We start from the raw sequence: 25,145 nt of genomic DNA, 5'->3' as shown, positions 1-25,145 counted from the left end.
ATGAGCTTATACTTGAAAGAACTTGAGAGAAACTTCAGAGAATTTGAAAGAATTAGTCTTCCAAAAGAGGAAATTGACAAGATAAATTCTTTTGGCGAAAACTATGAAGAATCTTACAAATACTTAGCAGAAAAATATCTCCTTTGGGATGAACCGTTTAAAACTGTCATGACAGGGGACGAAACTTCCGGCTATACGTTTTTCAAAGGCGGTACGCTGTGTCCGCTCAAAAATATCCTGCGTAAACACCTTACCACTGCCAAAAAAAATAAAGCAGCTCTCATATGGATAGGAGCTGACGGAATGCAGCGTGTTTATACTTATCAGTCGTTATTTTCCGATGTAGTAAAAACCTCAGCAGCACTGCGGAAACTTGGTGTCAAGCAAGGTGACCGGGTTCTGCTCCATATGCCGAACATGCCTGAACTTGTTATATTTATGCTGGCATGCACTAAGCTGGGTGCCGTTCACGTTGTCTACCACGCAAGCTATTCTTCAGAATCACTGGCAGAACGCATTAACGACTGTAAACCATGTATAATTGTAACCACAGACGAATCCATAACCGGTGGTTACATAAAGATGAAAGAAAAGCTTGATAATGCTCTTTCTAAAGCCACCTTTGAGCCAAAATATTGTGTGGTTGTTGAAAGGACAAGGAAACGGGTACACATGAAGCCTCTGCGGGATCTATGGTATCACGACCTTATATCTGACGAAAAACACTCTAATGCAAACACCCTCCCCTATGAACCGCACAATGCCGATGACACAATGTTTATGCTCTATACATCTACCAATATGGCGGAACCTAAAGCTCTCACCTACAGCTACGCAGGTTATCTGCTCTGGGCATATGTTTCTTATCTGATGCTTTTCGACATGAAGGAAACTGATACATTCTGGTGCACTGCGGACATATCATGGATAACAGGTCACTCATATCTTGTCTATGGTCCGCTTATGGCTGGTCAGACTGTTCTTATACATGAGGACTCAATTGACTCTGACAATGCAGCAAAGTTCTATGAAATTTGTGATAAATTCAGCGTTAATAAACTATACACCACTCCAGCTATGCTTAGATCACTGATGAATGCGGCACAGAAAAAAAAGATATTCAGCGACATTAAAACACTGGAGCTAATTGCGACAGGCGGTGAAAAACTCCCCGAAGAAATTCTGGAATGGGCATCTGCCAAGCTTTGTAAAAATAAAGCTGCTTTTATTGACATATATTCACTTACAGAAGCCGGCGGAGCTATATTTGCAGCCCTACCAGGCTATGGCAAGCTTGAGTACGGAACTGTTTCAGAGCGTTTACCCTCTGTTCCTGCTGTACTTTTTGACAAAACAACAAAGAATTTTATTTCTGATAATGACAAACAGGGTGAAATTGTACTAAAATCTCCATTCCCCGCACTCTGCACCGGTATTCACAACCAGCCGGGAACTTTTGAAAAGATTTACTGGAAGCAAGTTGACGACAGCTATTATTTCAGTACAGGTGACGGTGGGAAACTGAATGAGAACGGATTTATGGTCTTAACCGGAAGGCTAGATGACGTGTTGCACATAGGCGGCAAAAGAATCAGCCTTGTCCAGATTGAAGAGGCTATTAAAAAATACGAAAAGGTCAAAGAATGCGCCGTTATTAACATCAATGATGAAAAACGGGGTGAAAAACTCATAGCTTTCTGTGTGCTCCATAAGCAGCTTGATGAAAGCTATTATGACCAGACCGTGCGTGAAATAAGAGAAACAATACTGGATGAAATAGGCGAAGTTGCACTCCCAGGAGAAATCAGATTCTCCAGAACAATCCCTAAATCACCAGATGGAGCTATACTGCGCGACCTTTTGAAAGAGATCGCAATGCAGATGTAAAAAAGGAGACTCAAGAGATGAAAGTATCTGAGATCATGACAACCAATTTGATTACGGCTGACCCGGAAGAGACGATTAAAGACGTCATACTCAAAATGAGGAAGAAAAATGTTTCCGGTCTGCCTGTTGTGGACAAAAACAATAAGGTTCTTGCCACATTCAGCGAAACAGATGTCGCAAAAGCACTCCCCGACATTCTGAACGAAGCCCAGTATATACCACTGGTAGACGTAAGAGAGCTCACAAGTGAGCCTATCAAACGCGTTATGGAAATCCCTGCGTACAGTATCAAAGCTGATACTAATGTTACAGAAGCGGCCCGTATCGTACTGGAAAAATTCCGTCACAGACTCCCTGTGGTAGACGATGCCGGGCACCTTATAGGTCTTGTTACACTTGGCGATATTTTGAAAGCACTTCTTAATAAGTAATTTTATAACAAAAAAAGGGAGCCCGAAAGCTCCCTTTTTTATTATTCTTTAAGCAGTTTCTGTTATATGGAAAGAACTTCTTTAACTTCTGGAATCATGTCTTTGAGTCTTGCTTCTACACCATGTTTGAGAGTCATTGTGCTGAAAGGACAAGAGCCGCAAGCACCTGTAAGCTGAACTTTTACTATACCGTCTTCAGAAACATCAAGAAGCTCGATATCCCCTCCGTCAGCCTGAAGTGTTGGTCTGACCTGATCAAGAACTTCTTCTACTCTTTGTTTAAGGCTCATTAGTGTATCCTCCGATTAATTATCTTTCTTTACTTTGGCTTTCATATCATCAACAACAGAAGGATCTTCGCCTTTACTCTTATAATAATCTTTAAGAGCTTCTTCGATAGCCTCTTCCGCCATTACGGAACAATGTATTTTCGCAGGCGGAAGTCCGCCGAGAGCTTCGACGATAGCATCGTTTGTTAGCTGAAGAAGTTCTTCAACACTTTTGCCTATCATAAGCTCTGTTGCCATTGAGCTGGAAGCGATAGCAGCTCCGCAGCCAAATGTTTTAAACTTAACATCTTCGACGATCATATCATCATTGATCTTAAGGAATATCTTCATAACGTCGCCACAAGCCGGATTCCCGACTTCTCCGATTCCGTTAGCATCTTCTATTTCACCCATATTTCTTGGGTTCATAAAGTGATCCATTACTTTTTCGCTGTATGGTCCTTTAGCCATTGTATCCTCCTGAAGGTCCTGAACTTATTTATCTCTGTTATACATAGGAGACATCTCGCAAAGCTTCTGAACAGTTTCCGGCATAACCTCAAGAACTTTGTCGACATCTTCTTCTATATTGTATCTGGACATTGACATACCAAGGGAACCGGCACAAATGTCTGTAGGAACACCAACGGCTGTAAGCACTGATGATGCCACAAGATCGTCCTCATCATCCGCAAGGATATTAGAGGAACATGCAGAACCACTGGCACAGGCAATCCCTTTCAGAGAGAGCCACATGAGGAGTGATTCCCCTTCGATATACTCAATCCAGAAACTAACATGTCCGGGTCTCCTGCGAGATTCGTGCCCAGTGAAGTGAAGGAAATCAAACTGACCGCTAAGCCCTTCCCACAGTTTTTTCTGCATAGCAACCAGCCTGGGGACATAGTCTCCCATCTCGGCTTTAGCTAAAGCACAAGCTTCACCCATACCGACTATTGCCGGCACGTTTTCTGTCCCGCTCCTGTAACCACGCTCCTGAAAACCTCCATCCATAAGACCTATAAGCTTGGTTCCCTCTTTTATAAAGAGAGCTGCCGCACCTTTCGGTCCGAAAAAGTTCTGTGAAGCGATTGAGAGCATATCGCAGTTCAGTTTGTTAACATCTATTTCAACAAAACCTGCTGCTGCAACTGCATCCACATGAAAAGCAACGCCCTTTGACTTGCAGATTTCGCCAAGTTTTTCAGTATACTGAATAGTCCCTATTTCAGGGTTAACATACTGTATGGAGACAAGAACTGTATCTTCGTTTATAGCTTTCTCAAGGTCTGCCGGGTTAACTAGACCGCCATTATCAACCTTGAGCTTAGTTATTTTGTATCCGTCGTTTAAAAGCTTAGTAACCACGGTATCAACAGAGAAATGCTCTATTTCACTGATGATGATATGCTTACCCTTGTTCGCTGTATGACCGAGAAATCCTTTTATGGCAAGATTATTAGACTCTGTACCGCTGGACGTAAAAACGATCTCGTCAGCTTTGGCTCCTATAAACTCGGCGACCTGAACTCTTGCAGCTTCCATAGCTTCAAAAGCTTCACGTCCGATAGGGTAAAAGTGAGCACTGGGATTCCCGTAATGCTCTGTAAAAAATGGCATCATCTTTTCGATAACACGCTGGTCGGGCTTTGTTCCTGCAACATTGTCAAGATATATCATTCATCCTCTCCAGTTATGTCTTTAAGCGCGTCAGTTACCTGTCTGACTATTGTGTGTATATAATCCCCTGCGAAAGTGGCTCTGGTTTCTGTAGCAGAGATCAGAACAAGTCCGTCCGCTCCGATAACATCGGAAAGAGTTGAAAAAGATTCTTCCGATGCTTTCGCAAAAGTAAAATTACTTTTTACCTCTTTTTTAAAATATACGTCAAGGACAAATCCTGTCGATACCGCAATCATCCTAACATCAACATCAACTCCGGTATCCTGTTTAAGTTTCTCTCTGTAGCCTGCCAGTAAGCTGTCTTTGCCGTCAGAAAAAAACATATTAAACGCCAATCTCTCATCAAAAACTTTTGTCTCAGCATTGCTGAACGCAAAAAGCTCCCTTGTCTGATTGAGCAGGTCATCTATACCGCTCTTGCCAAACACGGAAGCAGGCACTGTTGCAACGGCTGCCGCAACATCAGCATCCAAAGCTTTCAGGATATACGTAACAGGGTCTTCGATGGTAAAAACTTCATCCATCAACCCTTCAAAGGAACCTGTTAGATCTATCACACTGCCGTCAAATTTCCTGATAGCATCCACATCCGCCTTTGGATCCGAGAGGACTATAAGTATCTCTTCGTCACCAAAACTTTCAGCAGAATTAACATGATATTCATCAGTCGCTGTTGTCACCATAGTCCCCGCAAGAGAGCTTCCGTAAACGTTTATACCGAATGTCGGCAGATCGTTTTCTATTCTCTCAAGCACTTCTGACAAAAGCAGATTCTCGTTAGCATAAATGGCCGCGGAATATTGACGCATAAAAACACCTTTATTGTCTTGTTAATTTAGTGATCGGTTGGAAATAATGCAAGCTTTTATTTTATAGATTTGTATCTGAGTCTGTTGCTGTCGTCAACGGCAAATCTGAGTCCCTTAACAGGTTGCTTATAGGCACCCAGTCCGGCAATGGTTCTATTGTTGTAAGATATAGAAACAACCGCTGCGTTCCCGATATCCATAAGGAAATAATCACGGAAAGTGACCTCACGCTGATTGCCTTTTTCAGCGATAAAGTCCATCTCTTCTTTCCCGTCTATGCTTATGTGCACCCAGCAGACATCAGCAAAGTTAACATAAGCAGTTTTAGCAACCGCAGCAGGTTCCTCTTTCTTCTCTGGCATAAATGCAGCCATAGCTGCATTTTCATCTTTATCTACCTTGCCTGAATCGCTGTTTTCTTTTGCCGGGGTTTGCGGTTTGTTTTCTTTATCCGGCACAGGTTGATCAGAGAGGGAGTCCTGCTGTTCAGTCTGATTGAGATTTTCTATCACTTCTTTCACTTCATCATTGCTTACAGGGTTATCTACTGTCTCATCAACTTCTTTTTTAATATTTTCGTTGATTTCGGTTTGTTTGAGGTCTTTCCCCTTCTCCATAGCAGTGAAAACTTTAAACCCTGTAAATAAGATAATTATAATAAGTATTGCGGGGATAATATATTTAACACCAGAAGGAGCCGCTGATGTTTCTTTTGTAACAGGAGCAGCAACATATTTAACTTCACGATTAAAATCTTCTTTTGTGCATTCATCGTCAAGCAGACTCTGAACTTCGTCAAGATCCATTTTCAGGTATTCAGCATAGTTTTTGACAAAATTCTTTGCATGGTTGTAGGAGGGCATACTTTTATACTCGCCCCTTTCAAGCACAGCAATTATGTCTGCACTAATCCTTGTCTGCTCTGTAACTTTGTCTAGATCATAGCCAAGCGTCTCTCTTTTATTCTTTAAGGTTGATCCCAGTTTACTCATTTTTATGCCCTTTATATCAGATTTTTCTCGTATATCAGTCTCAGCCCGTCAAGGGTGAGGTTTGGAGCATAGCTCTGGATATACGCACATTCGCCTGTAAAAATACTGCCGAGCCCGCCTGTGGAAATAACATTTACGTCCATGCCTTTAAACTCTTCGGCGATGATACGTTCAAGTATACCGTCCAGCATAGCAAGATATCCGTAATATATGCCTGACTGTATCGAATGTATAGTATTTTTACCTATAACCGTATTGACTTTTTCAATCTCAACTTCAGGCAGCTTCGCCGTATTAGAGTGCAGTATCTGCGAAGAAAGCTTCACCCCGGGGCATATAACACCGCCGATATAATCTCCGTTTGAATCAATAACATCAAAAGTTGTTGCAGTGCCGAAATCCACTACAATTGCCGGATACCCGTAAAGCTGCTTTGCAGCGACAGCGTTGACAATCCTGTCCGCACCGACTTCTTTCGGGTTTTCCATCTTGATACTCACCCCTGTTTTTATCCCCGGGGCTATAACCAGTGGTTCCTTATTCAGATACTTCTTAGAGAGTTTGGAAAACGTATATATAAGCCTCGGCACAACAGAAGATATTATCACCCCTGTAATATCTGACTTACTTATACCTTCCGACTCCATCAGGCGCAACAGTGTCGAAGCATATTCGTCTGTGGTGCGCATTGTATCTGCCTGAACACGGTAACTGGTTTTTATTTTATCTCCGTCAAAAACACCGATAACTACGTTCGTATTGCCTATATCAACGGCAAATATCATATCCTATATCCCCTGTGATTATAGTTTTAAGGCTTCCGGTGCTGTCAATGGCCTGCAAACAGCCTGTTGCATCTATACCTTTTTCAGTATATCCGGTTTTCACACCATCTTTATGTATTGTAATTTTTTTGTCAAGATAAGCAGAGTATGAAGACCAAAGTTTTACTATATCTATTCTATTTGACCGGAAAAGATCAAAAGAGTTCTCAAAAGATGTCATAAAGGAAGCCAGTATCTGTTCCCGGCTGTGCTTTTCACCTGTTTCGATATAAAGAGATGTGGCGATATCCTTAATGTCATCAGGGAAAACTTCTCTGTTAACATTGAGTCCTATACCAAGCACAGCCTTTTCCAGCACTCCTCCGGAGAAGGAAGTTTCCATAAGTATCCCGGCAAGTTTTTTCCCGTTTACTATAATATCATTAGGCCACTTCACCTTTGCATCCACAAGATGCTTCAGCGTATCCGACAGGATGTAGCCCGCAAAAATATTAAGCGGTAGGAGCATGGATGAATCCAGCCCGCCTATAACTACCGAAAAGTAAAGATTTGTGTCTGTATCTGAATGCCAGACGCGCCCGCTGCGCCCCCTACCGGATGTCTGAACATCCGCAACAACACATGTAAAAGGTTCAAGATCTGTCCTGACCGCATATGCGTTAGTAGAGTCAATTTCTTCTAAATATAAAAGCTTTCCGGACTTCCCATAAAATTGCGAATAAACAGAAACATCAAACATTGGCAAGGTGTGTCACCTTTGCGACAAGTTCCTCCAGATCACTGGATTTATAAACGAGAGAGTCGTATGCTATCTCCTGTTTCTCCAGTCTTTCAGGATTTGCTGTGTATATCACAACAGGAACCTGAGGTGCTTTCCTTTTAAGCTTAGCAGCTACCTGCTCACCTGTGAGCTTCGGCATATTAAGATCAAGAACAACAACATCAATATGCTGCTCATTAAACGCCACAAGCCCTTCTTCTCCGTCAACTGCTGTGACGACATTATATCCGTTGTCGCAGAACTCGTCTCTAAGCAGCAGTCTTATGCTCTCATCATCATCGACAACAAGCAAAGTTTTCAATCTTCCCTCCTGATTACACTTTCGTAGAGAGCGTTATCAACAAAGTAGTCCACAACCCTTTTATCAAGAGCGTTCCTCTCAGCTTCATCTTTCAGTATAGCACACGCCTTTTCCACCGGCATCGCCTTTTTGTAAGGTCTGTCGGCGGCTGTCAGAGCATCAAAGATGTCAGCAACAGCCATTATGCGCCCCTGCATATGTATCTGCTCACCTGAAAGCCCGAAAGGATATCCCTTGCCGTCCATTCTTTCGTGATGCAAAGACGCAAGAACCGGAACAAGCTTAAGCTCGTTGGTCCAAGGAATTTTCACCAGAAAGTCAAAAGTATAGTTAGCATGGCTTTGTATGATCTCACGTTCTTCCTCTGTCAGAGAACCTCTCTTTATCGCAAGATAATAATATTCTTTTTCTGTAAGTAAAGTATGCTTTATTCCATCAAAATCTTCAAATTCGTAACTGAGGCACTTCTCAAGTCCTGTGCTGGTATCATCGTCGAGAAAAGTAGGTATGTTAGCCTTTTTTATAAGGGTGAGGAGCCCGTTAAGCTCGTTGATCTCTTCGTCGGATCCTCCCCGCATTTTAATCATAGCCTTTGCAGCACAGAAACGGAACTCTATCACTTCAAGCATTCCCGGGTAAAGTTTATTTGCTTTCTGAAGGACATTTTCGTTTATGACCAGCTTCCCAAAATCATGCAGCATACATGAATATTTTAAAGACTTCAGCTCTGCCGGAGTGAGCTGGAAATCGGGGAAGGTATCATCATCAGCACTCATAGCCTCTGCGGTCAGCACTGTATACCCAGTGACTCTTTCACTATGACCGCTTGTAACCGGATCACGCAAATCAATCGCTGTCATACATGCAGAAATAAAGCCTTCCCACATCTGTTCTATGCTGTTATAAAGCATTGCGTTTTCAAGTGCCATGCCTATTATGCCGCTAAGGGAATGAGCTGTCCGTTCATCTTCTTTTGTAAATGGAACAACTATCTCGGAAAAGTTCTCAGAAGAAATTTCAATAGGTTTTGTCTTTTTATTTATAAGCTGAAGCACCCCTATCAGTCTGCCGTTAATATCGTTTATAGGAAACACCAACATCGAGACTGTTCTGTAGCCTGACATTTTGTCGAAGCTTGGATTAAAGTCAAAAGGGAAGCTGTCATCAATATTGTAAACATCTCTGAGCGCAAGGATATTGTTTTTAACTGCGCAGTAACCTGCAATACTGTGTTCGTCGGCTGGAATACGAAATTGGTTGAAAGGTAAATTTATAGAATCGTTCTGAGTATACTTAAAAACAAGTTCATCGGTGTTATCGTCATATATAAATATACTGCCTGCATCAGCATCATGTATATGCCTGATACGGGTAAGCATAACATCAAGCAATTCGTCCAGATCCCTTATACGGATCAGCGAAGATGCAAGATCAATAAACGCACTGTCTGTAAGCATAAGCCACTCTTTAAATCATAATATGTAAGTATACCAGTTTTCAGTAAGGATGCTTCGTTATATGTCTGATCTGAAGCAACTATAAACAGTAGCAAACAAGAAACATGTTTTCAATAGAAATACACTGGAAATACATATAATAACGGAGTATATCATATATTAAATTAAACGTTTAATACTTGATAAGCACTGAACAGTTATGTTAGTTTACGTCTTCAATATTCAGGAGGAACAAATGAAATACAACCCTGCGGGCATAGAGACCAAGTGGCAGAAAATCTGGGAGGACGAAAAACTTTTTAAAGTAGAAAAGGACGATACCAAAGAAAAGTTCTACTGCCTTGAAATGTTTCCGTACCCTTCTGGTAAAATCCATATGGGGCACGTCCGCAACTATGCTATCGGGGATGTTATTTCAAGATATAAATTCATGCAGGGGCTCAATGTACTGCACCCTATCGGATGGGACGCCTTCGGACTGCCCGCTGAAAATGCAGCTATAGAAAATTCAACCCACCCCGCTGTCTGGACAAAACAAAATATCAGCTACATGAAACAGCAGCTCAAAAAACTCGGTCTTGCGTATGACTGGGACAGAGAAATTGCCACATGTGATCCCGAGTATTACAAATGGGAGCAGAAAATCTTTATTGAGATGTGGGAAAAAGGACTAATCTATAAAAAGAAATCCCACCTGAACTGGTGCGACGACTGTAACACTGTCCTCGCTAACGAACAGGTTGAAGACGGTGCATGCTGGAGATGCGGCAACGAGGTTGCTATAAAAGAGCTGGACGGATGGTATCTCAAAATAACAGATTATGCTGATGAACTTCTGGAATATACTGATAAACTCCCAGGTTGGCCTTCGAAAGTTCTCACCATGCAATCCAACTGGATAGGCAAATCATACGGTGCAAAAATCGACTTTAAGATCAAAGATATAGATGATAAAATAACTGTTTTCACAACAAGACCTGACACTCTTTTCGGTGCTACTTTTATGTCTGTCGCCCCCGAACATCCTATTGTAAAAACTCTTCTCGCAGGTACAGAGAAAGAGAAAGACGGACTGGCTTTCATAGATTCTATTCTCAAAGACGACAAGATAAGCCGAATGGATGATGATAAAGAAAAAAGAGGATTTTTCACAGGGAGATATGTTCTCAACCCTGTCACAGGCATTGATATGCCTATATATATAGCAAACTTTGTCCTTATGGATTACGGTACAGGTGCAGTTATGGCTGTCCCTGCACACGACCAGCGCGACTTCGAATTTGCGAAAAAATACGGATGTGACCTCAGAATAGTTATACAGCCCAAAGAAGAGCTCTCTCTGGAAACAATGACAGAAGCCTATTCCGGTGCAGGCAAACTTGTTAACTCCGGTCAGTTTGACGGTATCCCTAATGAGGATGCTAAAAAAATGATTATTGATTGGCTGGACGACCAGAACATAGGTGAGAGCACAATCAACTACCGCCTTCGGGACTGGCAGATATCACGCCAGAGATACTGGGGGGCACCAATTCCGTTCATCTCATGTGACAAATGCGGCACAGTGCCGGTTCCTATGGATCAGCTTCCGGTGAAGCTCCCTGATGTGAACTTTAACCCGGACATGAGAGGAAACCCTCTGGACAAAGTCGAAAGCTTCAAAAATACTACCTGTCCGAAATGCGGCGGCGCAGCAGTGAGAGAGACCGATACTATGGACACATTTATGGAGTCTTCATGGTATTTCATGAGATACACATCACCTGACTGTGACACTGCGCCTTTTGATAAAGATCAGGCTAATTACTGGATGAATGTTGACCAGTACATCGGCGGTATCGAACACGCTATACTACACCTGCTCTATGCCCGTTTTTACACAAAAGTTCTCCGCGACCTCGGTTATATAAATATAGACGAGCCATTCAAAAGGCTCCTTACCCAAGGGATGGTATGCAAAGAAACATACAAATGTCCTGATCATGGATGGCTCTTCCCTGAAGATTCGACAGACGGCAAATGCTCCAAATGCGGTAAAGACGTTACTGTAGGACGTGTTGAAAAGATGTCCAAATCCAAAAAGAATGTTGTGGATCCAAACAAACTCATTCAAGAGTACGGAGCAGATACAGCAAGGCTTTTCATACTATTCGCCTCCCCACCGGAAAGGGAACTTGAGTGGAGTGATACTGCTGTGGAAGGCTCTTTCAGATTCATAAACAGGGTCTGGAGACTTATACAAAACAATGTAAACCTATTTAAGGAAGAGCTCCCCACCTCCACAGAAGATGATATAACAAAAGAAATACTCTTTCATACTAACGTCACTGTAAAAAAAGTTACAGAAGATATAGAAAGATATCAGCTTAATACATGTGTTGCAGCTATGATGGAGTTTGTGAATAACCTATATGCCATTGAGCCAAAAATACAGGATGGACACAAAACGCACTTCAAAGATGCTATACTGACACTGATGAAGCTTATGGCCCCATTTACACCTCACGCAGCGGAAGAACTTTACGAGATGACAGGGCTGCCAGGTCACATATCAAGGAGCGACTGGCCTTCGTTTGACGAAAAACTCACACAGAAAGACGAAATCACAGTTGCTGTACAGGTAAATGGAAAACTCAGGGGACAAATTGATATCCCCCGCAACATGGGCAAAGATGAGGTCTTTGTAACTGCAAAACAGAATGAAAATGTTCAGAAACATATCGAAGGGCTCAATATGATAAAAGAAATCTATGTACCAAACAAACTGGTAAACTTTGTGGTGAAATAATGACTAAGAAAGCCGTTCTGTCAGCTCTGCTGGCTCTGATAATCATGACCGGATGCGGATATAGAATTGTTATAACAGGTAAAAAAGCGGCTTTTACAATCTTCCCGTCAGTCATTGCAAACGAATCAGGCGAAATAGAAGTTACATCTCAGTTTAAAGACTCTATTAACCTTTATCTGGCGACTATAAACGCTCTCGCATCTGAAAACAATGCAGACTATACTGGTGAATTTACGCTTACATCACTGCAATTTACCGGTGCGTCCTCATCCTCAACCACTACAACTGCATATGCAAATATGTCTATAAGGATATTGATCGAAGACAAAAAAGGTGACGAAGTCTTCATGAGGACTTTTAACGCTTCCGAGGATTACGCCAACACGTCTTCAATGTCTGAGACAAGATCAAACAGGGACGAAGCTGTTGATGATGCTATTAATAAGATTATGACGGATTTCAGAAATGCCTTCGAAAAGTGATGGGAAATTTAAATATATAGCCGGAAGCGATTATTTTCAGGAGCAGGAGCTTAAAAAAATACTCGGTTCCATTGAGGATTGCGAAACAGAAGGCTTCTCTGCTGAGGACTTCAATCCTGAATTTTTCTTTAATTTCATAAATTCCGCTTCCCTCTTTCAGGAGAACAAAGCAGCAATAGTCAAATCTGCTCACAAGATCAAAAATGCTGCTGATGTCATAACCAAATGCAAAGATTGTGTGGAAACCCACCTCATATTCCTGACTCCTGAACTGAAAATTTCCAAAGAGATAAACAAGGCTTTAAAAGAAGCCGGCTTTGAAACTGAAATCGAAAAGAAGGCAAGGAAATATGATCTGACAGGTAAAATACTTCAGATGTTTGCCGATGCTGATTTCAGAATAGATTCATCAAGTGCAGCAGAGATAAACGAAATATTCGAAGGCGACCTGAAACAAATTACGAACGAAATAGAAAAACTGACTCTCTATTTTGCTTATAAAAAGCCTAAGTCCGCAGCAGATGTCATAAAGGCTGTAACAGCCAGAAAGCACGACAGTATATTCACCTTTATCGACGCCTATACTGCACGCAGCAGAAATGTATGCAATGTTATGCTGGACGGCTTTATATCTTCCGGAGAGAACCTCAACATACTGATAAGTCTCCTGTTCAAAAGAATGAGAGAGCTTTACTTATACATCAATCTTAAAGAACAGGTAAAAGAAAACCGTCCATGGATGCTGGATAAACTGAAAGCGGGTGTAAGAGCATGGCGCCACGAAGACCTTATAAGGCTTTACGGGCTTTTTGCTGAGTTGGACTACAAGAACAAAACAGGGCAGATATCCACACAGAATTACATGCTCAGGCTTGTTGCCGCTTTATAAGCTCCCCGCCTTTCTCGAGGAAAACAGTCCCCTCTTCTTCATCAAAAACTGTATGCAGGGTTACAACACGAACACCCTTATCAACCGCATCATAAAGAGCCGCTGAGTATGCAGGGTCTATCTCCCATGCGGGACGGAAATATGGTTTGTCTATCTGACACACATAAAACATGATCGGGGTATAGCCTTCTTCAATGGACTTCACCAGCAGCCCGAGATGCTTTTTACCGCGCTCAGTAACAGCATCAGGAAAAATGCAAGTATCCTCATCAAACATAGTGACATTCTTTACCTCTATGAGACACTTCCCTAGTTCACACTCCACCAGAAAATCTATCCGCCCGTCACCATACTTGTATTCACTTTTAAGATAGCTTATCACACCGAGTTCAGGTATTTCGCCATCCTGAATGCCGTGCTTCACTATTCTGTTCATAAGGATAGTATTCGTCAGTATCCATTCACCATCAATAAGAAAAGCCTCCAGAGTATGTTTCAGCTTTCTTTTAGGGTTGTCCGACTCGCTGATCAGAACATCTCTCCCCTCTTTCACAATACATTTCATTGAGCCTGTATTAGGATTATGCACAGTGAGTATTTCTCCTGATGTTTCTACATCCGTAAAGAATCTTTTGTATCTTTTAATAAACTTTGCTTTCAATAACTTGGGGTATTTGTACACCTTATGGGGCTCCTTTGACGTATTTTTTACTTTACAAAAAAAATTTATATGACTATTTTTACAACCATCAACATGATCAAAAATCTAAAACAACGAGAATCTAAACAAATATGAAAAAAACTTTTGAACGCTTTACTTCAGCATTCATAATGTCTGCTGTCGTACTTTCTGCATTCGCCGCTTTTAATGTAGTCTATCTGTTCAAGATGGGCAATACTGTTGAAAAGCTCAGCGAAAAAACTATGGAAAAATCTGACCAGTACATCAATACGAAAAACGAACTTAAACATGAAAAGGATAAAATGTCCTTTATGGCACACGTGCTGGACATCAAAAACGTATTAGATGACATGGGCAGCACAACAAGCTCATACAACACAATGGACTTCGCCTATCTGATAGCTAAAGAGTCTCTGGATAATGACCTTGACCCGCTTCTGGTACTTGCAGTAATACAGACTGAAAGCTCCTTCAGGAAAAGCATTGTCTCAAACAAAGGAGCGATCGGGCTTATGCAAATACTGCCTAACACCGCTCAGTACGTTTCCTCAATGCACGACCACATAGAGCTTACAAGCACTCAGGAACTCTTCGAACCACAGACAAATATCACAATAGGCATCAGCTACCTCTCATACCTGATTAACAAGTTCGACAACCAAAAGTATGCCCTCATAGCTTACAACATGGGCCCAACAAATCTTGTCAGAAGGATAAAAACCGGCAACGTTCTGCCTAACAGATATTACCGCAGTGTCATGCGTAATTATAGCTATATCCTGAGCAAGTCAGGCAGGGTCTGATATATTTTGAAAGGGGTAAACGTTCTCTTATCACGTCTGGAAGGTCCTGTGAATCTCGGCTTCATCGCCCGAGCCATGGCAAACACAGGTTTCAGCTCACTTTCATATACCGGTACAGTACCATATAACCATGAAGATGCCCTCAAGTTTGCCGTACATGCATCAGATATCCTTGAAAATGCTTATCATCCGGAAACTTTCGAAGAGCTGATAAGTACAAGTGATGTTGTAATAGGTTTTACCCCCAGAAGCCCTTTCAGCACAAACAACCTGCCTTACGAAGAGTTAAAAGACTTTGTATCTGAAACAGTATCAACAGGGCTTAAAGTCGGGCTGCTATTCGGCAACGAAGCCAGCGGGCTGAACAATAAAGAGCTTTCAGCGTGCGCACACAGAGTGAGCCTCCCCACAAGCGCAGACTACATCAGCATGAACCTCGCTCAGGCTGTACTTGTTAGCCTGTGGCAGATAAAAGATATAGAACCTGACAAAGAAGCTGAAGCTGAATATGCCGACAGAAATACCATCGGCACCCTTCTCCAAAGAATAAAAGATCATCTGGAGCTAATAGAATATTTTAACGACCAGAACCCCGACCATATCTGGAAAGAGATAAGACAGATGATAGAATCTAAAAGGCTTACCAAAAGAGAGGCAGAACTCATGCTCTCTGTCTTCGGTAAAAGTATATCCAGATACTCATATCTTCTGAATAAAATCAAAAAATAACCCCTCTTTTTACTATTTTACAATTAATTGACATTATTTTCACAGAGTCTTTACAGCTATTGAGTATTTTTAATTCGTATCATTAAGATAGATTGCTGTATCGTCTTATAGACATTATAATATACAGATACTCACATGAGGTGTTAATCAATGACAATATTCAGACATGAAAAGGAATATGTACAGCTTAAAGGGATGCTGGCAGAGATGGCTACTATGGCATCGTCTATGGTGTCGGAATCAATCAGGTCTCTCGTAGACAGGGATTCTGACCTTGCCAGAAAAGTAGTCGAGAAGGACGAGCACCTTGACCAGCTGGATGTTGACATTGATGAACACTGCATAAAGATGCTGGCACTTTTTGAGCCGAAAGCAGTTGACCTGCGGTATATCATAACAGCATCAAGGATAATAATCGATCTGGAGCGTGTCGGTGACCACTGTGTCAGCATAAGCAGGGAAGCACTCCAGATAAACGACACCCCCCAGCTTAAACCTTATATCGACCTTCCTAAAATGGCTGAAAATGCCGTAAAGATGATCAATGACTCTCTTCAGGCATTCTTTGACGCAGACACCAAGCTTGCATTCGATGTTATTAAGAGAGACAGCACAATAGACCAGCTTAATGATCAGGTTATCAGAGAACTGCTCACCTACTCCATGGAAGACATCAAAACACTACATACTGTGCTCTCCTTAATGAACGTATCCAGAAGGCTGGAACGTGTGGCAGACCACGCGACAAACATCGCAGAGATGGTTTACTACATGGTTGAAGGAAAAATTATCAGACACACATATATTGAAGAAACCGAAGAGGAAAATTAATATGATTAAAGTCCTTGTTATTGAAGACCATGAAGAGATAAGAGACCTTATCTCTTATAACCTCGGCAAAGAGAGTTTCGAAACAATATGCTTTGACAACGCAAATGAAGGACTTATCCACCTTGAAAACAACGATGTGGACATCATCCTGCTGGACCTTATGCTGCCGGGGCTTAAAGGGATGCAGTTCCTTCAGATCGTACGGAACAACAAGAAATATTCAGGCGTCCCCATAATAATAATATCAGCGAAAAACACTGAACAGGACATAATCAACGGTCTTGAAATGGGCGCAGATGATTATCTCACAAAACCATTCTCCATAAAAATCCTAATAGCAAAGATAAACGCTATCCTCCGCAGAAACCCTGCAATCAAGTCTAAGGTGATTTCGATCAACGGCATAAACATAGACACCAATAACTATGTTGTCACCGTAGACGGCGAGGAGATCAGCCTGACCAACAAAGAATACGAACTCCTTCAGCTTCTGCTGAAACATCCGAAGAGGGTTTTCACCAGAAACCAGATACTTAACGCTGTATGGGGGTATGAATCTGACGTTTACACCAGAACAGTGGACACTCACGTCTCATCCCTTCGTAAAAAACTGGGCACAAGGGGTTCATTTATAAAATCAGTACCAAAAATAGGATACAGAGCAGATATATGAGATCACTCATAAAAGTTTTCCTTATAATCTATATCCCCATTGCTGTTATGCTGGGGATCACATGGAATATCACAAATAAACTGACAATCCAGTCGGCAGAGAAAGAGCTACAGTCAGAAATGGTCTCTAAGGCAGAAATCCTTAAGGGATATGACCTTAATACTTCTTTTGATCAGCACATTCATGATAAATTTGTAACGGTATCTAAAAATTCTAAACTAAGGATAACTGTAATCCGCAAAGACGGTTTTGTCGTTGATGACTCATACTATGAACAGGCTCAAATTGCCCAGATGGAAAATCACTCCAACAGACCGGAAGTCAGAGAAGCTTTCGAAACCGGCTCAGGCATCGTAGTCAGGCGGAGCACAACAACTGAGCAGGGTATGTATTACTACGCAGCAAAATATAATAACAATCTCGTTGTACGCATATCCTACCCTATGTCATACATAGAATCGCTTCAGAGTGATATGCTCAAGCAGAACCTTACTGTTTATTTTGTGCTTATATTTATGATAGGAGTTGTGACGATATACCTTGCAAGGCGCATCAACAGCCCGATAAAGCACCTTTCCATAATAGCGGATAAAATAGAAGCCGGCGATACACAGATATACTTCCCCTCCTTCAGAGACAAGACAATAACAAAACTTGTCAGTGTAATATATCGAATATACAGCTCTATGAACCAGAAAACCAAACAGTTGGAACAAGAAAAGATCAAACTGAACCACATCTTTTCGATACTTGACGAAGGGATTGTTCTGCTCGACAACAAAAATAATGTCAAACATTACAATGACACCGCAATAGAAAATCTCGGAGTCCAGCTCCAGCATGGAAAAAACGTCCTGACTCAGACGAATAACATCGCTGCCCTATCGTTCTTCTCCGAGGTTGTGTCACATAACGAAGACTGCCGGCTCCAGAAAGAACATAAAGGCAAAATATATGAGATATATGTCAGAGTTTTTGAAGAAGAAAAGCTTGTTGTATTCTTTGACATTACAGAAAGAGCCGAATATGAAAACTTTAAAGCAGAACTGATCGGCAATATCACCCACGAACTTAAAACACCTCTGGCAATGATTATGGGTTATTCTGAAACTATAATGAACGATCCGGAGATGGACACTGAGTTTCACGACAAATTTATAAAAATAATCTACAACAGCTCAAACAGGCTTAATATCCTGATAAACGACATACTCAAGCTTCATAAACTCGAAATGCTTCAGGACAGCATTACAGTTGAAGAACCAACTATTCTCGCTGACCTTCGCGATGAAGTTGCAAATTACTATACAGACAGACAAAAACAAGTTCAGGTTGATACAGGCAATGACGAAATATTCATAAACAGAGAACACATAATGAGCATTATCACTAACCTTATAGATAACGCTATGAAATACTCTACAGGTGACCATATACACCTTGTTGTGGTCAAAGAGGATGATTACGTTGTAGTAAAGGTTGAAGACCACGGTCCCGTCATCCCCGTTAAAGAACAGGAAAGGATTTTTGAACGCTTTTACACAATGGACAAAGCTAAAAACCAAAAAGATACAGGTACGGGACTTGGGCTTTCCATAGTCAAACACATAGCCACTCTCTACAGAGGAAATGCTAAAGTTATCAACAATCAGAAAGGCGGAAACACTTTTATAATCAAACTCAAGGAAAAGCCTCCTATTGAAGAAGAATCTTAATTTAACAATTATTTGACACATAACTTTTTTACTTTTTTCTTGCATTTTTCTGACACGTAGTTATCCTATCGCTGACTTAATAAAGCGGTGGTGTTGGTATGCACGAACTGAACTGGGGAGCCATCCTATTCGGCTTCATCGGAGGGCTAGGACTCTTTCTGTACGGTATGAAACTGATGTCGGAGGGACTTCAGAAAACAGCCGGATCAAGTCTTAAAAACATTATTGAAAAATTCACGTCAAACAGATTCATCGGTGTTCTGGTAGGAACACTTGTCACAGTTATAGTACAAAGCTCGTCAGCAACAACAGTAATGGTTGTAAGCTTTGTCAACGCAGGGCTCATGAACCTGTTTCAGGCTCTCAGCGTTGTTCTCGGCGCAAACATAGGCACAACCATAACCGCACAGCTCATAGCATTTAAGATAACGAAATTCGCTTTGCCTGCCATAGGCTTAGGCGTTGGTCTCGCACTCTTTTCAAAAGATGCGAGAAAAAGATACTATGGTGAAATAATATTAGGCTTCGGTCTGCTTTTCTTCGGTCTCTCAGTAATGAAACAGGCTTTCATACCTCTTAAAGAAGCAAAGGAGTTTGCCGACCTTTTCGTTTACCTGTCTGTAAACCCTGTTGCAGCTGCGGCTGCCGGTGCAATTCTGACAGTTATAGTTCAAAGTAGTTCTGCCACAATAGGCATCACTATAGCAATGGCTTCAACCGGTCTTCTCGATTTCCACGCGGCGGCTGCGCTGGTTCTAGGCGAAAACATAGGTACAACCATCACAGCCAACCTTGCGGCACTAGGAGGGAGCAGAACTGCTAAACAAGCAGCATTCGGGCATTTCCTGCTCAATTTTTTCGGTGTTGCATACATGCTCATTTTCTTAAGTTTTCTTATAAAATTCATAGATTTTTACACCCCCGGCGCAGTGGACTTTGTTGCTGCTGATGGTACAAAGCCTTATATAGCAAGGCACGTAGCAAACCTGCATACAGCATTTAATATTATAAATATGGTGATATTTCTACCATTCATACACATACTTGCCAGAATTTGTGAAAGAGTAATAAAGTCAGAACCGAAAAAGAAGAAAGGTCAGCTCTTGCGCTTGGATGATAACATGGCAAAGACCCCATCCATAGCAATAGCTCAGGCAAAAATAGAAGTCGAGGAGATGTCTAAACTTCCGATAGAAATGCTGAAACTAACTCAGGAAGCATTAGTCACCAACTGTTCTAAGCTAAAGGAAGTCAAAAAGATTGAGGCTAAGCTGGACGAACTAAACCACGAATTTTCAGCTTTTTTAACACTCCTCACTCAGCAGAACATTTCTGAAAGAACTTCTCATATAATCAATGACCTGACCCACGTTATACATAACCTCGAAAAAATCGGTGACCATGTCGAAAATATAGCAAGATTTAAAGACAAGATGCTTAAAAAAGATATCTCCTTCAGCCATGATGCCGAGCAGGAAGTTCTTAATCTCATGGACGTAGTTCTCAGGTTCACAGAACAAACCATCCATTTCTATAATAACCCCGGGTCAATTACAACTTTGGACACATCGGACGAAGACCTCATTGACAATATGCGTAAAAAATTTAAAAACAATCATATGAAACGCCTGTCCAAAGGTAATTGTGAAATCAATTCAGGCATAGTTTTTGTTGATATAATTAATAATCTCGAAAAGATCGGCGACCATGTTTACAACATCGCACAGGTCATGATGTATTCTAAAGACGAAACCTTACATAAGGCTTAGGGAGTTCCATTCCACAGGAATCCGTATAACAGCTCCCTCTTTTAACAGAGCATTCACAAAGCCTCTTTCAGCCCCGTGCAGGAAGAGGTTTTTTGTCACCTCAACATCCATTTTGCAATATTCAATAATCTGATCTATCTTCCCCTCTTTATACCACTGGAGAGCCTGAAGACCATCTGCTGTTTTTGCTGCGCCTATAGTTGTCCCTGCCATATTATCCAGAGAGAATCTGCGTCCGGTTTTTGCACGCACATCTGCAAGGATGTCAAAGACCATTGTTTTGTTAAAATCCGGTACACGGTATCCTGTGATAACTTTGTTGTCGAAGCCTATATTGTTGAATCCCATAATGCACTTCGCGCCTTCAAGGCGAACGATAAAGTCCTCTGCCTGCTCTTCGGTATATGTTTCATATACATCATTTTCAAAGGAATAGACTACAGCGACAGATATCCCCATTTTATGAGCGTTATTCCATCCGCCGACATCATCTGCGGAGCGTTTTGTCTCTATGTCATATACGAGAACATCAGTCCTCGGCTGTTCTTTTATCTCTGGTATTTCAGACGGAAGATGTTTGCCGGAGAGAAGAGCCTTCATAAGCATAACAGCGCCTGCTTTGTCCAGAGGGTAATTTCCGCTGCCGCATTTAGGGCTGTATATACAGGCTGGACATCCAGACTCGCATTCGCAATGCTCGACCAGATCAAGAGTGCGCTCAACAACTTCAGTAAACCGATCATAAACACGTTCATTTATACCTATTCCCCCCGGATAAGCGTCATACATAAAAACAGCAGCACCGCCAAGCTGTGGATGATATGGATAAGATATACCGCCGATGTCATCACGGCTGGCAAGGTAAAATGTAGGGACAACTGATATCATAGCGTGCTCAAATGCATGTATCGCTCCCATAAAATCAAGCTCTGCATCCAGTATAAGCTTTCTTATGCTGTCCGGGACAAGAACATACATCCCCTTTGTAGAAAACTGAATTGGTGATTCCTCAAGCTCCACATCAGCTATTTTTTCACCTGTCCTGCTTGATATCTGCTGAAACCCTGTGAGCTGTTCGGTAACTTTCAGCCCGCAAAAAGCGGAAGCCATGCCTGATTGTTCTTTTCGACTGAAAGTAGCTTCAACCATAGTATTCTTATCCGTTGTGGGCATGGTATAATAATTTCCGGTGAAAGGTTCTGTCTTTATATTTTTTTTCGATCTGTCAACGTTGCGTATTATAAAGCTGTTCCCACGGTGCATGTATACAGCTCCTTTGAAGTTTTCCATATAGGCACGCCTGCCCGATGCAGTAGCTATCAGCGTATCTCCGCAATAAATGTTATAGTTATCACCTGCCATGCGAAGATCAACATCCCCGTATGGATACCTGACCAGCGTAAAGTACCGTTCATTCTCTTCATCTTTGAAAATGATGCTGTCCATAACCATTTTTTCAATTACAGCTCTGTGTTTTAAAAAATATTCTTCTGTTTCTTCAATAGGTTTTTCGTATGCAGCACAGCGGATGTGAGCAGTGTTAACTATTTCATTCCCCGTATCTATAACAACATTTTCGAATGCGGCATCATAAAGTTTTTCTGGATGTTTGACATAGTATTGGTCAAGAGCATCAAAGCCCGCAATCATAATAACCAGACTGTCCTCACCCCTCCGCCCGCTTCGCCCTGCCCTCTGCCAGAGGCTCATAAGAGACCCCGGATATCCTGCAAGAACTGTGCAGTCAACACCGCCGATATCAATACCCAACTCGAATGCAGAGGTGGATATAACAGCCTTCAGCCGTCCTTCTGCGAGATCAGCTTCAATCTCACGCCGTTCTTCCGGCAGAAAGCCTGCACGGTATGATGAAACGGTCTTTCCATATCCCGGATCAGCAGCGAGCAGGTTAGCAAATATCCGTTCTGTCTGTTTTCTTGATTTGGTGAAACATATCGTTTTAAGCCCTGCTTCAAGATTAGTTTTAAGCAGATAATTTGAAATGCTTACAACAGGAAGGTCTGAGTTTATCAACAGGAAATGCTTTTTACCGGAGGGGGCACCGCTTTTGGATACGTGGTAGAAATCTCTTGAAAACATAGTGTCTGCAAATTCTTTCGGGTTACCTATCGTAGCCGAACAGCTTATTATCTGAACATGTGGATAAAGACGCATAAAACGTGCAAAAAGGTTATACACATGGTTGCCGAATATACCCCGGTATGTATGAAGTTCATCCACTACAATGTATTTGAGATTATTCAGAAAATCTGCCCACTCGTTCCTTTTAGGCAAAACGGCATAGTGCAGAATATCCGGATTGCTGAAGATTATGTTAGGTCTGTCTTTCTGAATTTTTCTACGTACTTTTTTATCTGTGTCGCCATCCACAACAGCAAGACCGATACCTTCTCCAAGGGGAATATTCGTTAGAAAATTCTCAAGATGCCGCATCTGGTCACGCCCGAGAGCTTTCAGAGGGAAGAGATAAAGTGCTGTAACATTCCTGTTGTGATACATGTCTTCAATAATCGGCAGATTGTAACATAATGTCTTACCGGAAGATGTGGGAGTAGTGATAAGAACATCACGTCCGGATTTTACCTGTTGATATGCTTCTGACTGATGTGTAAAAAGTGATGGAATACCGCTGTCTGCTACAGAATCCCTTATAATCTGTGACTCTATAATGTCCAGTCCGCAAAGATCCGCTTTTTTTTCTGAAAATACGTGTTCGAAAGCTATGGATCCGCCGACTTTACTATTTTTGATATGGGAGACTATCTTTTCAATTTTGTTCATTTGTCAGAGATTCTAAACAGTCTCACCAGCGTGGTCAACTTCTTTTAACGACGTTTCCAGTCCTTCTCACCACAAACAGGACAAACCTCTTTAAAAGGAGGGTTTTTAACACCGCAGTTACGGCATGTCTTCATTATTAGAAAGTAATATGGGATCACAAGAGCGTAAACAGCAACGATAATAAGAGCTATAAGCTGAAATATCTTGAATTTAAACCCGAGAATCAGGGAGATGATAAACAGGATTGAACCAGTCTTTAACATTGTTAAACCACCTTAAACTATTCTTATATATATAATTATAACTCACACGGCTGTTTTTGCAAATGTTAAGTGACATCGCCCCGTGATATCAGTCGTCAAACCTCTTTGAACCTTCATAAACCTCGTATTCAAGCAGTCTGCATTCTATGTTAGAATTCCAGAAAACGTGTCTCTTGTCAGCCTTGAGACCAACTTTTTTGGCTAATCCAAGGTTTCCGGTAAAGATGAAACACTTTCCGCCCTGACACTTATTCTTAAAGAAATCTCCAATATCTCTGTAGGTTCCTTCAAGGTTTTTCTCATCCCCCATACGCATTCCGTACTCCGGGTTTACTATCAGCAGAAATTTTCCGCCTTTCGGAATGTGACTTTCACGAAAATCACATCTCTGTATGTGTATCAGGTTAGAAAATCCTGCATTGCCTATGTTCATGTTTGATGCCAGTACAGCATCACGGCTTATGTCTGAACCGGAAAGCTTAATTTCACATTTTTTGATTTTAGATGCAGCTTCGTTGCATATTTTATCAAAAACTTTATGATCATATCCAATAAGATGCATAAAACCAAAATTTGTTCTGAAAGCGCCTGAAGGGGTATTAGTTGCCATCATTGCAGCTTCGATGAGAATCGTCCCGCTTCCGCACATAGGGTTTGCAAGATTGACAGTACCGTCAAAACCAGCGGCCATAAGAGCGGCAGCAGCAAGAGTTTCCTGCATAGGGGCCTTCAGCGGGTTTTTCCTGTAGCCTCTTCTGGTAAGCGGGATACCCGATGTGTCTATATATATAGAGCAGTCATTCTCTTTCCAGTAGAGAAAGATTACCGTCTTCTCTTCGTCAGGACCGGAATCAGGGCGTTTGCCTTTTGTGTCACGCAGTCTGTCTACTATCGCATCTTTTAGCTTGTATGATGCAAATCTCGTGTCTTTGATGGTAGTGTTGAGCACAGCAGACGAGACGCTAAAGTATCCGTCAATAGGTATTATCTCTTCCCATTTGATCTTTTTAGCATTTTTATAGAGAACATCCCCATTCTGCACACGCATCTTCTCAAGCAGGTAAAGCACTCTGTGCCCTGTTCTTATGTGCATATTAAGAAACATACAGTCTTCAAGTGTGCCCTCTGTTGCCACTGCGGCTTTCCTTGTATAAAGGACAGGGAAGCCAAGTGCTTTGATCTCTTTTTCGAGGTACTGAGGTATCTCTTTCGGACAGGTTATCAGTATTTCGCTTTTCTCTTTAAAGTTCATGTTCACCACCGGATTTGGAATATACTGCATAAGAATTAAAAATGAAAGTATTATTACCAGAGAAACCTGATC

The 25,145-nt window shown here is 41.7% G+C and carries 24 protein-coding genes; 11 read left to right on the top strand and 13 right to left on the bottom strand.

Features of this window, described 5'->3' with window-relative positions; translation table 11 throughout:
- Both DACET_RS06270 and DACET_RS06265 read left to right on the top strand, forming a co-directional pair.
- Positions 1-1,887 (top strand): acetate--CoA ligase, encoded by a 1,887-nt coding sequence (locus tag DACET_RS06270; protein WP_013010541.1) that lies wholly within the window; start codon positions 1-3, stop codon positions 1,885-1,887.
- Between the two features lie 17 nt (positions 1,888-1,904).
- Entirely contained in the window at positions 1,905-2,318 is a 414-nt protein-coding gene (locus DACET_RS06265) for a CBS domain-containing protein (protein ID WP_013010540.1), read from the top strand.
- 62 nt (positions 2,319-2,380) lie between these two features.
- On the opposite strand, the gene DACET_RS06260 is transcribed toward DACET_RS06265, so the two are convergent.
- The 9 genes from DACET_RS06260 to DACET_RS06220 are packed head-to-tail and all read right to left on the bottom strand — an operon-like array spanning position 2,381 to position 9,395.
- Entirely contained in the window at positions 2,381-2,608 is a 228-nt protein-coding gene (locus DACET_RS06260) for a NifU family protein (RefSeq protein ID WP_013010539.1), read from the bottom strand.
- A gap of 15 nt (positions 2,609-2,623) precedes the next feature.
- A complete protein-coding gene (nifU, locus tag DACET_RS06255; RefSeq protein ID WP_013010538.1) occupies positions 2,624-3,058 on the bottom strand; it encodes a Fe-S cluster assembly scaffold protein NifU in 435 nt (144 codons plus the stop codon).
- Positions 3,059-3,082: 24 nt separating this feature from the next.
- Complete coding sequence (locus DACET_RS06250) at positions 3,083-4,267, bottom strand: cysteine desulfurase family protein (RefSeq protein WP_013010537.1); 1,185 nt, start codon at positions 4,265-4,267, stop codon at positions 3,083-3,085.
- Positions 4,264-5,079 (bottom strand): aspartate-semialdehyde dehydrogenase, encoded by an 816-nt coding sequence (locus tag DACET_RS06245; RefSeq protein WP_013010536.1) that lies wholly within the window; start codon positions 5,077-5,079, stop codon positions 4,264-4,266. The genes DACET_RS06250 and DACET_RS06245 overlap by 4 nt, the downstream gene beginning before the upstream one ends.
- Positions 5,080-5,135: 56 nt before the next feature.
- Positions 5,136-6,071: a helix-turn-helix domain-containing protein gene (locus tag DACET_RS06240; RefSeq protein ID WP_013010535.1), complete on the bottom strand. Its 936-nt coding sequence runs from the start codon at positions 6,069-6,071 to the stop codon at positions 5,136-5,138.
- A gap of 11 nt (positions 6,072-6,082) precedes the next feature.
- Positions 6,083-6,856: a type III pantothenate kinase gene (locus DACET_RS06235; protein ID WP_013010534.1), complete on the bottom strand. Its 774-nt coding sequence runs from the start codon at positions 6,854-6,856 to the stop codon at positions 6,083-6,085.
- Positions 6,840-7,595, bottom strand: a complete 756-nt coding sequence (locus tag DACET_RS06230; protein ID WP_013010533.1) for a biotin--[acetyl-CoA-carboxylase] ligase — start codon at positions 7,593-7,595, stop codon at positions 6,840-6,842. Before DACET_RS06230 ends, DACET_RS06235 begins: the two co-directional genes overlap by 17 nt.
- Positions 7,588-7,938, bottom strand: coding sequence for a response regulator (locus DACET_RS06225; RefSeq protein ID WP_013010532.1), 351 nt, complete (start codon positions 7,936-7,938; stop codon positions 7,588-7,590). The genes DACET_RS06230 and DACET_RS06225 overlap by 8 nt, the downstream gene beginning before the upstream one ends.
- The gene (locus DACET_RS06220; protein ID WP_013010531.1) at positions 7,935-9,395 is read right to left on the bottom strand and encodes an HD family phosphohydrolase; all 1,461 of its coding nucleotides are present in this window, start codon (positions 9,393-9,395) and stop codon (positions 7,935-7,937) included. Before DACET_RS06220 ends, DACET_RS06225 begins: the two co-directional genes overlap by 4 nt.
- A gap of 235 nt (positions 9,396-9,630) precedes the next feature.
- On the opposite strand from DACET_RS06220, the gene leuS reads away from it, so the two are divergent.
- The 3 genes from leuS to holA are packed head-to-tail and all read left to right on the top strand — an operon-like array spanning position 9,631 to position 13,554.
- Entirely contained in the window at positions 9,631-12,183 is a 2,553-nt protein-coding gene (gene leuS, locus DACET_RS06215) for a leucine--tRNA ligase (protein ID WP_013010530.1), read from the top strand.
- Positions 12,183-12,665, top strand: coding sequence for an LPS assembly lipoprotein LptE (locus DACET_RS06210; RefSeq protein ID WP_013010529.1), 483 nt, complete (start codon positions 12,183-12,185; stop codon positions 12,663-12,665). The genes leuS and DACET_RS06210 overlap by 1 nt, the downstream gene beginning before the upstream one ends.
- Positions 12,649-13,554 carry a DNA polymerase III subunit delta gene (gene holA, locus DACET_RS06205; protein WP_013010528.1) on the top strand — a complete coding sequence of 302 codons (906 nt, stop codon included), beginning with the start codon at positions 12,649-12,651 and terminating at the stop codon, positions 13,552-13,554. Before DACET_RS06210 ends, holA begins: the two co-directional genes overlap by 17 nt.
- Here the strand turns inward: holA and sfsA are convergent.
- Positions 13,532-14,236, bottom strand: coding sequence for a DNA/RNA nuclease SfsA (gene sfsA, locus DACET_RS06200; protein WP_013010527.1), 705 nt, complete (start codon positions 14,234-14,236; stop codon positions 13,532-13,534). The two genes, holA and sfsA, sit on opposite strands and share 23 nt — an antisense overlap.
- Before the next feature lie 110 nt (positions 14,237-14,346).
- On the opposite strand from sfsA, the gene DACET_RS15485 reads away from it, so the two are divergent.
- The 6 genes from DACET_RS15485 to DACET_RS06170 all read left to right on the top strand — a co-directional run bounded on the left by DACET_RS15485 (position 14,347) and on the right by DACET_RS06170 (position 20,756).
- Entirely contained in the window at positions 14,347-15,039 is a 693-nt protein-coding gene (locus DACET_RS15485) for a lytic transglycosylase domain-containing protein (protein WP_013010526.1), read from the top strand.
- A gap of 6 nt (positions 15,040-15,045) precedes the next feature.
- Positions 15,046-15,768: an RNA methyltransferase gene (locus tag DACET_RS06190; RefSeq protein ID WP_013010525.1), complete on the top strand. Its 723-nt coding sequence runs from the start codon at positions 15,046-15,048 to the stop codon at positions 15,766-15,768.
- A 150-nt stretch (positions 15,769-15,918) separates the two neighbouring features.
- Positions 15,919-16,599: a phosphate signaling complex protein PhoU gene (phoU, locus tag DACET_RS06185; RefSeq protein WP_013010524.1), complete on the top strand. Its 681-nt coding sequence runs from the start codon at positions 15,919-15,921 to the stop codon at positions 16,597-16,599.
- 1 nt (position 16,600) lies between these two features.
- Complete coding sequence (locus DACET_RS06180; protein WP_013010523.1) at positions 16,601-17,272, top strand: response regulator transcription factor; 672 nt, start codon at positions 16,601-16,603, stop codon at positions 17,270-17,272.
- A complete protein-coding gene (locus tag DACET_RS06175; RefSeq protein ID WP_013010522.1) occupies positions 17,269-18,987 on the top strand; it encodes a sensor histidine kinase in 1,719 nt (572 codons plus the stop codon). Before DACET_RS06180 ends, DACET_RS06175 begins: the two co-directional genes overlap by 4 nt.
- A 98-nt stretch (positions 18,988-19,085) precedes the next feature.
- Positions 19,086-20,756, top strand: a complete 1,671-nt coding sequence (locus DACET_RS06170) for a Na/Pi cotransporter family protein (RefSeq protein ID WP_013010521.1) — start codon at positions 19,086-19,088, stop codon at positions 20,754-20,756.
- Here the strand turns inward: DACET_RS06170 and DACET_RS06165 are convergent.
- The 3 genes from DACET_RS06165 to DACET_RS06155 form a co-directional block, all read right to left on the bottom strand.
- Positions 20,742-23,558 (bottom strand): DEAD/DEAH box helicase, encoded by a 2,817-nt coding sequence (locus tag DACET_RS06165; RefSeq protein WP_013010520.1) that lies wholly within the window; start codon positions 23,556-23,558, stop codon positions 20,742-20,744. The two genes, DACET_RS06170 and DACET_RS06165, sit on opposite strands and share 15 nt — an antisense overlap.
- A gap of 44 nt (positions 23,559-23,602) precedes the next feature.
- Positions 23,603-23,821 (bottom strand): acetolactate synthase large subunit family protein, encoded by a 219-nt coding sequence (locus DACET_RS06160; RefSeq protein ID WP_013010519.1) that lies wholly within the window; start codon positions 23,819-23,821, stop codon positions 23,603-23,605.
- 88 nt (positions 23,822-23,909) lie between these two features.
- Positions 23,910-25,073, bottom strand: coding sequence for a THUMP domain-containing class I SAM-dependent RNA methyltransferase (locus tag DACET_RS06155; RefSeq protein ID WP_013010518.1), 1,164 nt, complete (start codon positions 25,071-25,073; stop codon positions 23,910-23,912).
- Between the last annotated feature and the right edge of the window lie 72 nt (positions 25,074-25,145).

Origin of the sequence: Denitrovibrio acetiphilus DSM 12809, assembly GCF_000025725.1 — a bacterium.
Taxonomy (GTDB): Bacteria; Chrysiogenota; Deferribacteres; order Deferribacterales; family Geovibrionaceae; genus Denitrovibrio; species Denitrovibrio acetiphilus.
Note: the sequence above shows the minus strand (reverse complement) of the source record. Positions and strands in the feature narration are given on the sequence as shown.

Excerpts from the sequence above, each read along its gene's own strand:
- DACET_RS06165 (WP_013010520.1), bottom strand. The coding sequence starts at position 23,558 with ATGAACAAAATTGAAAAGATAGTCTCCCATATCAAAAATAGTAAAGTC.
- DACET_RS06230 (WP_013010533.1), bottom strand. The coding sequence starts at position 7,595 with ATGTTTGATGTTTCTGTTTATTCGCAATTTTATGGGAAGTCCGGAAAG.
- DACET_RS06175 (WP_013010522.1), top strand. The coding sequence starts at position 17,269 with ATGAGATCACTCATAAAAGTTTTCCTTATAATCTATATCCCCATTGCT.
- DACET_RS06170 (WP_013010521.1), top strand. The coding sequence starts at position 19,086 with ATGCACGAACTGAACTGGGGAGCCATCCTATTCGGCTTCATCGGAGGG.
- nifU (WP_013010538.1), bottom strand. The coding sequence starts at position 3,058 with ATGGCTAAAGGACCATACAGCGAAAAAGTAATGGATCACTTTATGAAC.
- phoU (WP_013010524.1), top strand. The coding sequence starts at position 15,919 with ATGACAATATTCAGACATGAAAAGGAATATGTACAGCTTAAAGGGATG.
- DACET_RS06250 (WP_013010537.1), bottom strand. The coding sequence starts at position 4,267 with ATGATATATCTTGACAATGTTGCAGGAACAAAGCCCGACCAGCGTGTT.
- DACET_RS06245 (WP_013010536.1), bottom strand. The coding sequence starts at position 5,079 with ATGCGTCAATATTCCGCGGCCATTTATGCTAACGAGAATCTGCTTTTG.
- DACET_RS06270 (WP_013010541.1), top strand. The coding sequence starts at position 1 with ATGAGCTTATACTTGAAAGAACTTGAGAGAAACTTCAGAGAATTTGAA.
- DACET_RS06240 (WP_013010535.1), bottom strand. The coding sequence starts at position 6,071 with ATGAGTAAACTGGGATCAACCTTAAAGAATAAAAGAGAGACGCTTGGC.
- holA (WP_013010528.1), top strand. The coding sequence starts at position 12,649 with ATGCCTTCGAAAAGTGATGGGAAATTTAAATATATAGCCGGAAGCGAT.
- DACET_RS06265 (WP_013010540.1), top strand. The coding sequence starts at position 1,905 with ATGAAAGTATCTGAGATCATGACAACCAATTTGATTACGGCTGACCCG.
- DACET_RS06220 (WP_013010531.1), bottom strand. The coding sequence starts at position 9,395 with ATGCTTACAGACAGTGCGTTTATTGATCTTGCATCTTCGCTGATCCGT.
- DACET_RS06235 (WP_013010534.1), bottom strand. The coding sequence starts at position 6,856 with ATGATATTTGCCGTTGATATAGGCAATACGAACGTAGTTATCGGTGTT.
- DACET_RS06155 (WP_013010518.1), bottom strand. The coding sequence starts at position 25,073 with ATGAACTTTAAAGAGAAAAGCGAAATACTGATAACCTGTCCGAAAGAG.
- DACET_RS06160 (WP_013010519.1), bottom strand. The coding sequence starts at position 23,821 with ATGTTAAAGACTGGTTCAATCCTGTTTATCATCTCCCTGATTCTCGGG.
- DACET_RS06180 (WP_013010523.1), top strand. The coding sequence starts at position 16,601 with ATGATTAAAGTCCTTGTTATTGAAGACCATGAAGAGATAAGAGACCTT.
- DACET_RS15485 (WP_013010526.1), top strand. The coding sequence starts at position 14,347 with ATGAAAAAAACTTTTGAACGCTTTACTTCAGCATTCATAATGTCTGCT.
- DACET_RS06210 (WP_013010529.1), top strand. The coding sequence starts at position 12,183 with ATGACTAAGAAAGCCGTTCTGTCAGCTCTGCTGGCTCTGATAATCATG.
- leuS (WP_013010530.1), top strand. The coding sequence starts at position 9,631 with ATGAAATACAACCCTGCGGGCATAGAGACCAAGTGGCAGAAAATCTGG.
- DACET_RS06260 (WP_013010539.1), bottom strand. The coding sequence starts at position 2,608 with ATGAGCCTTAAACAAAGAGTAGAAGAAGTTCTTGATCAGGTCAGACCA.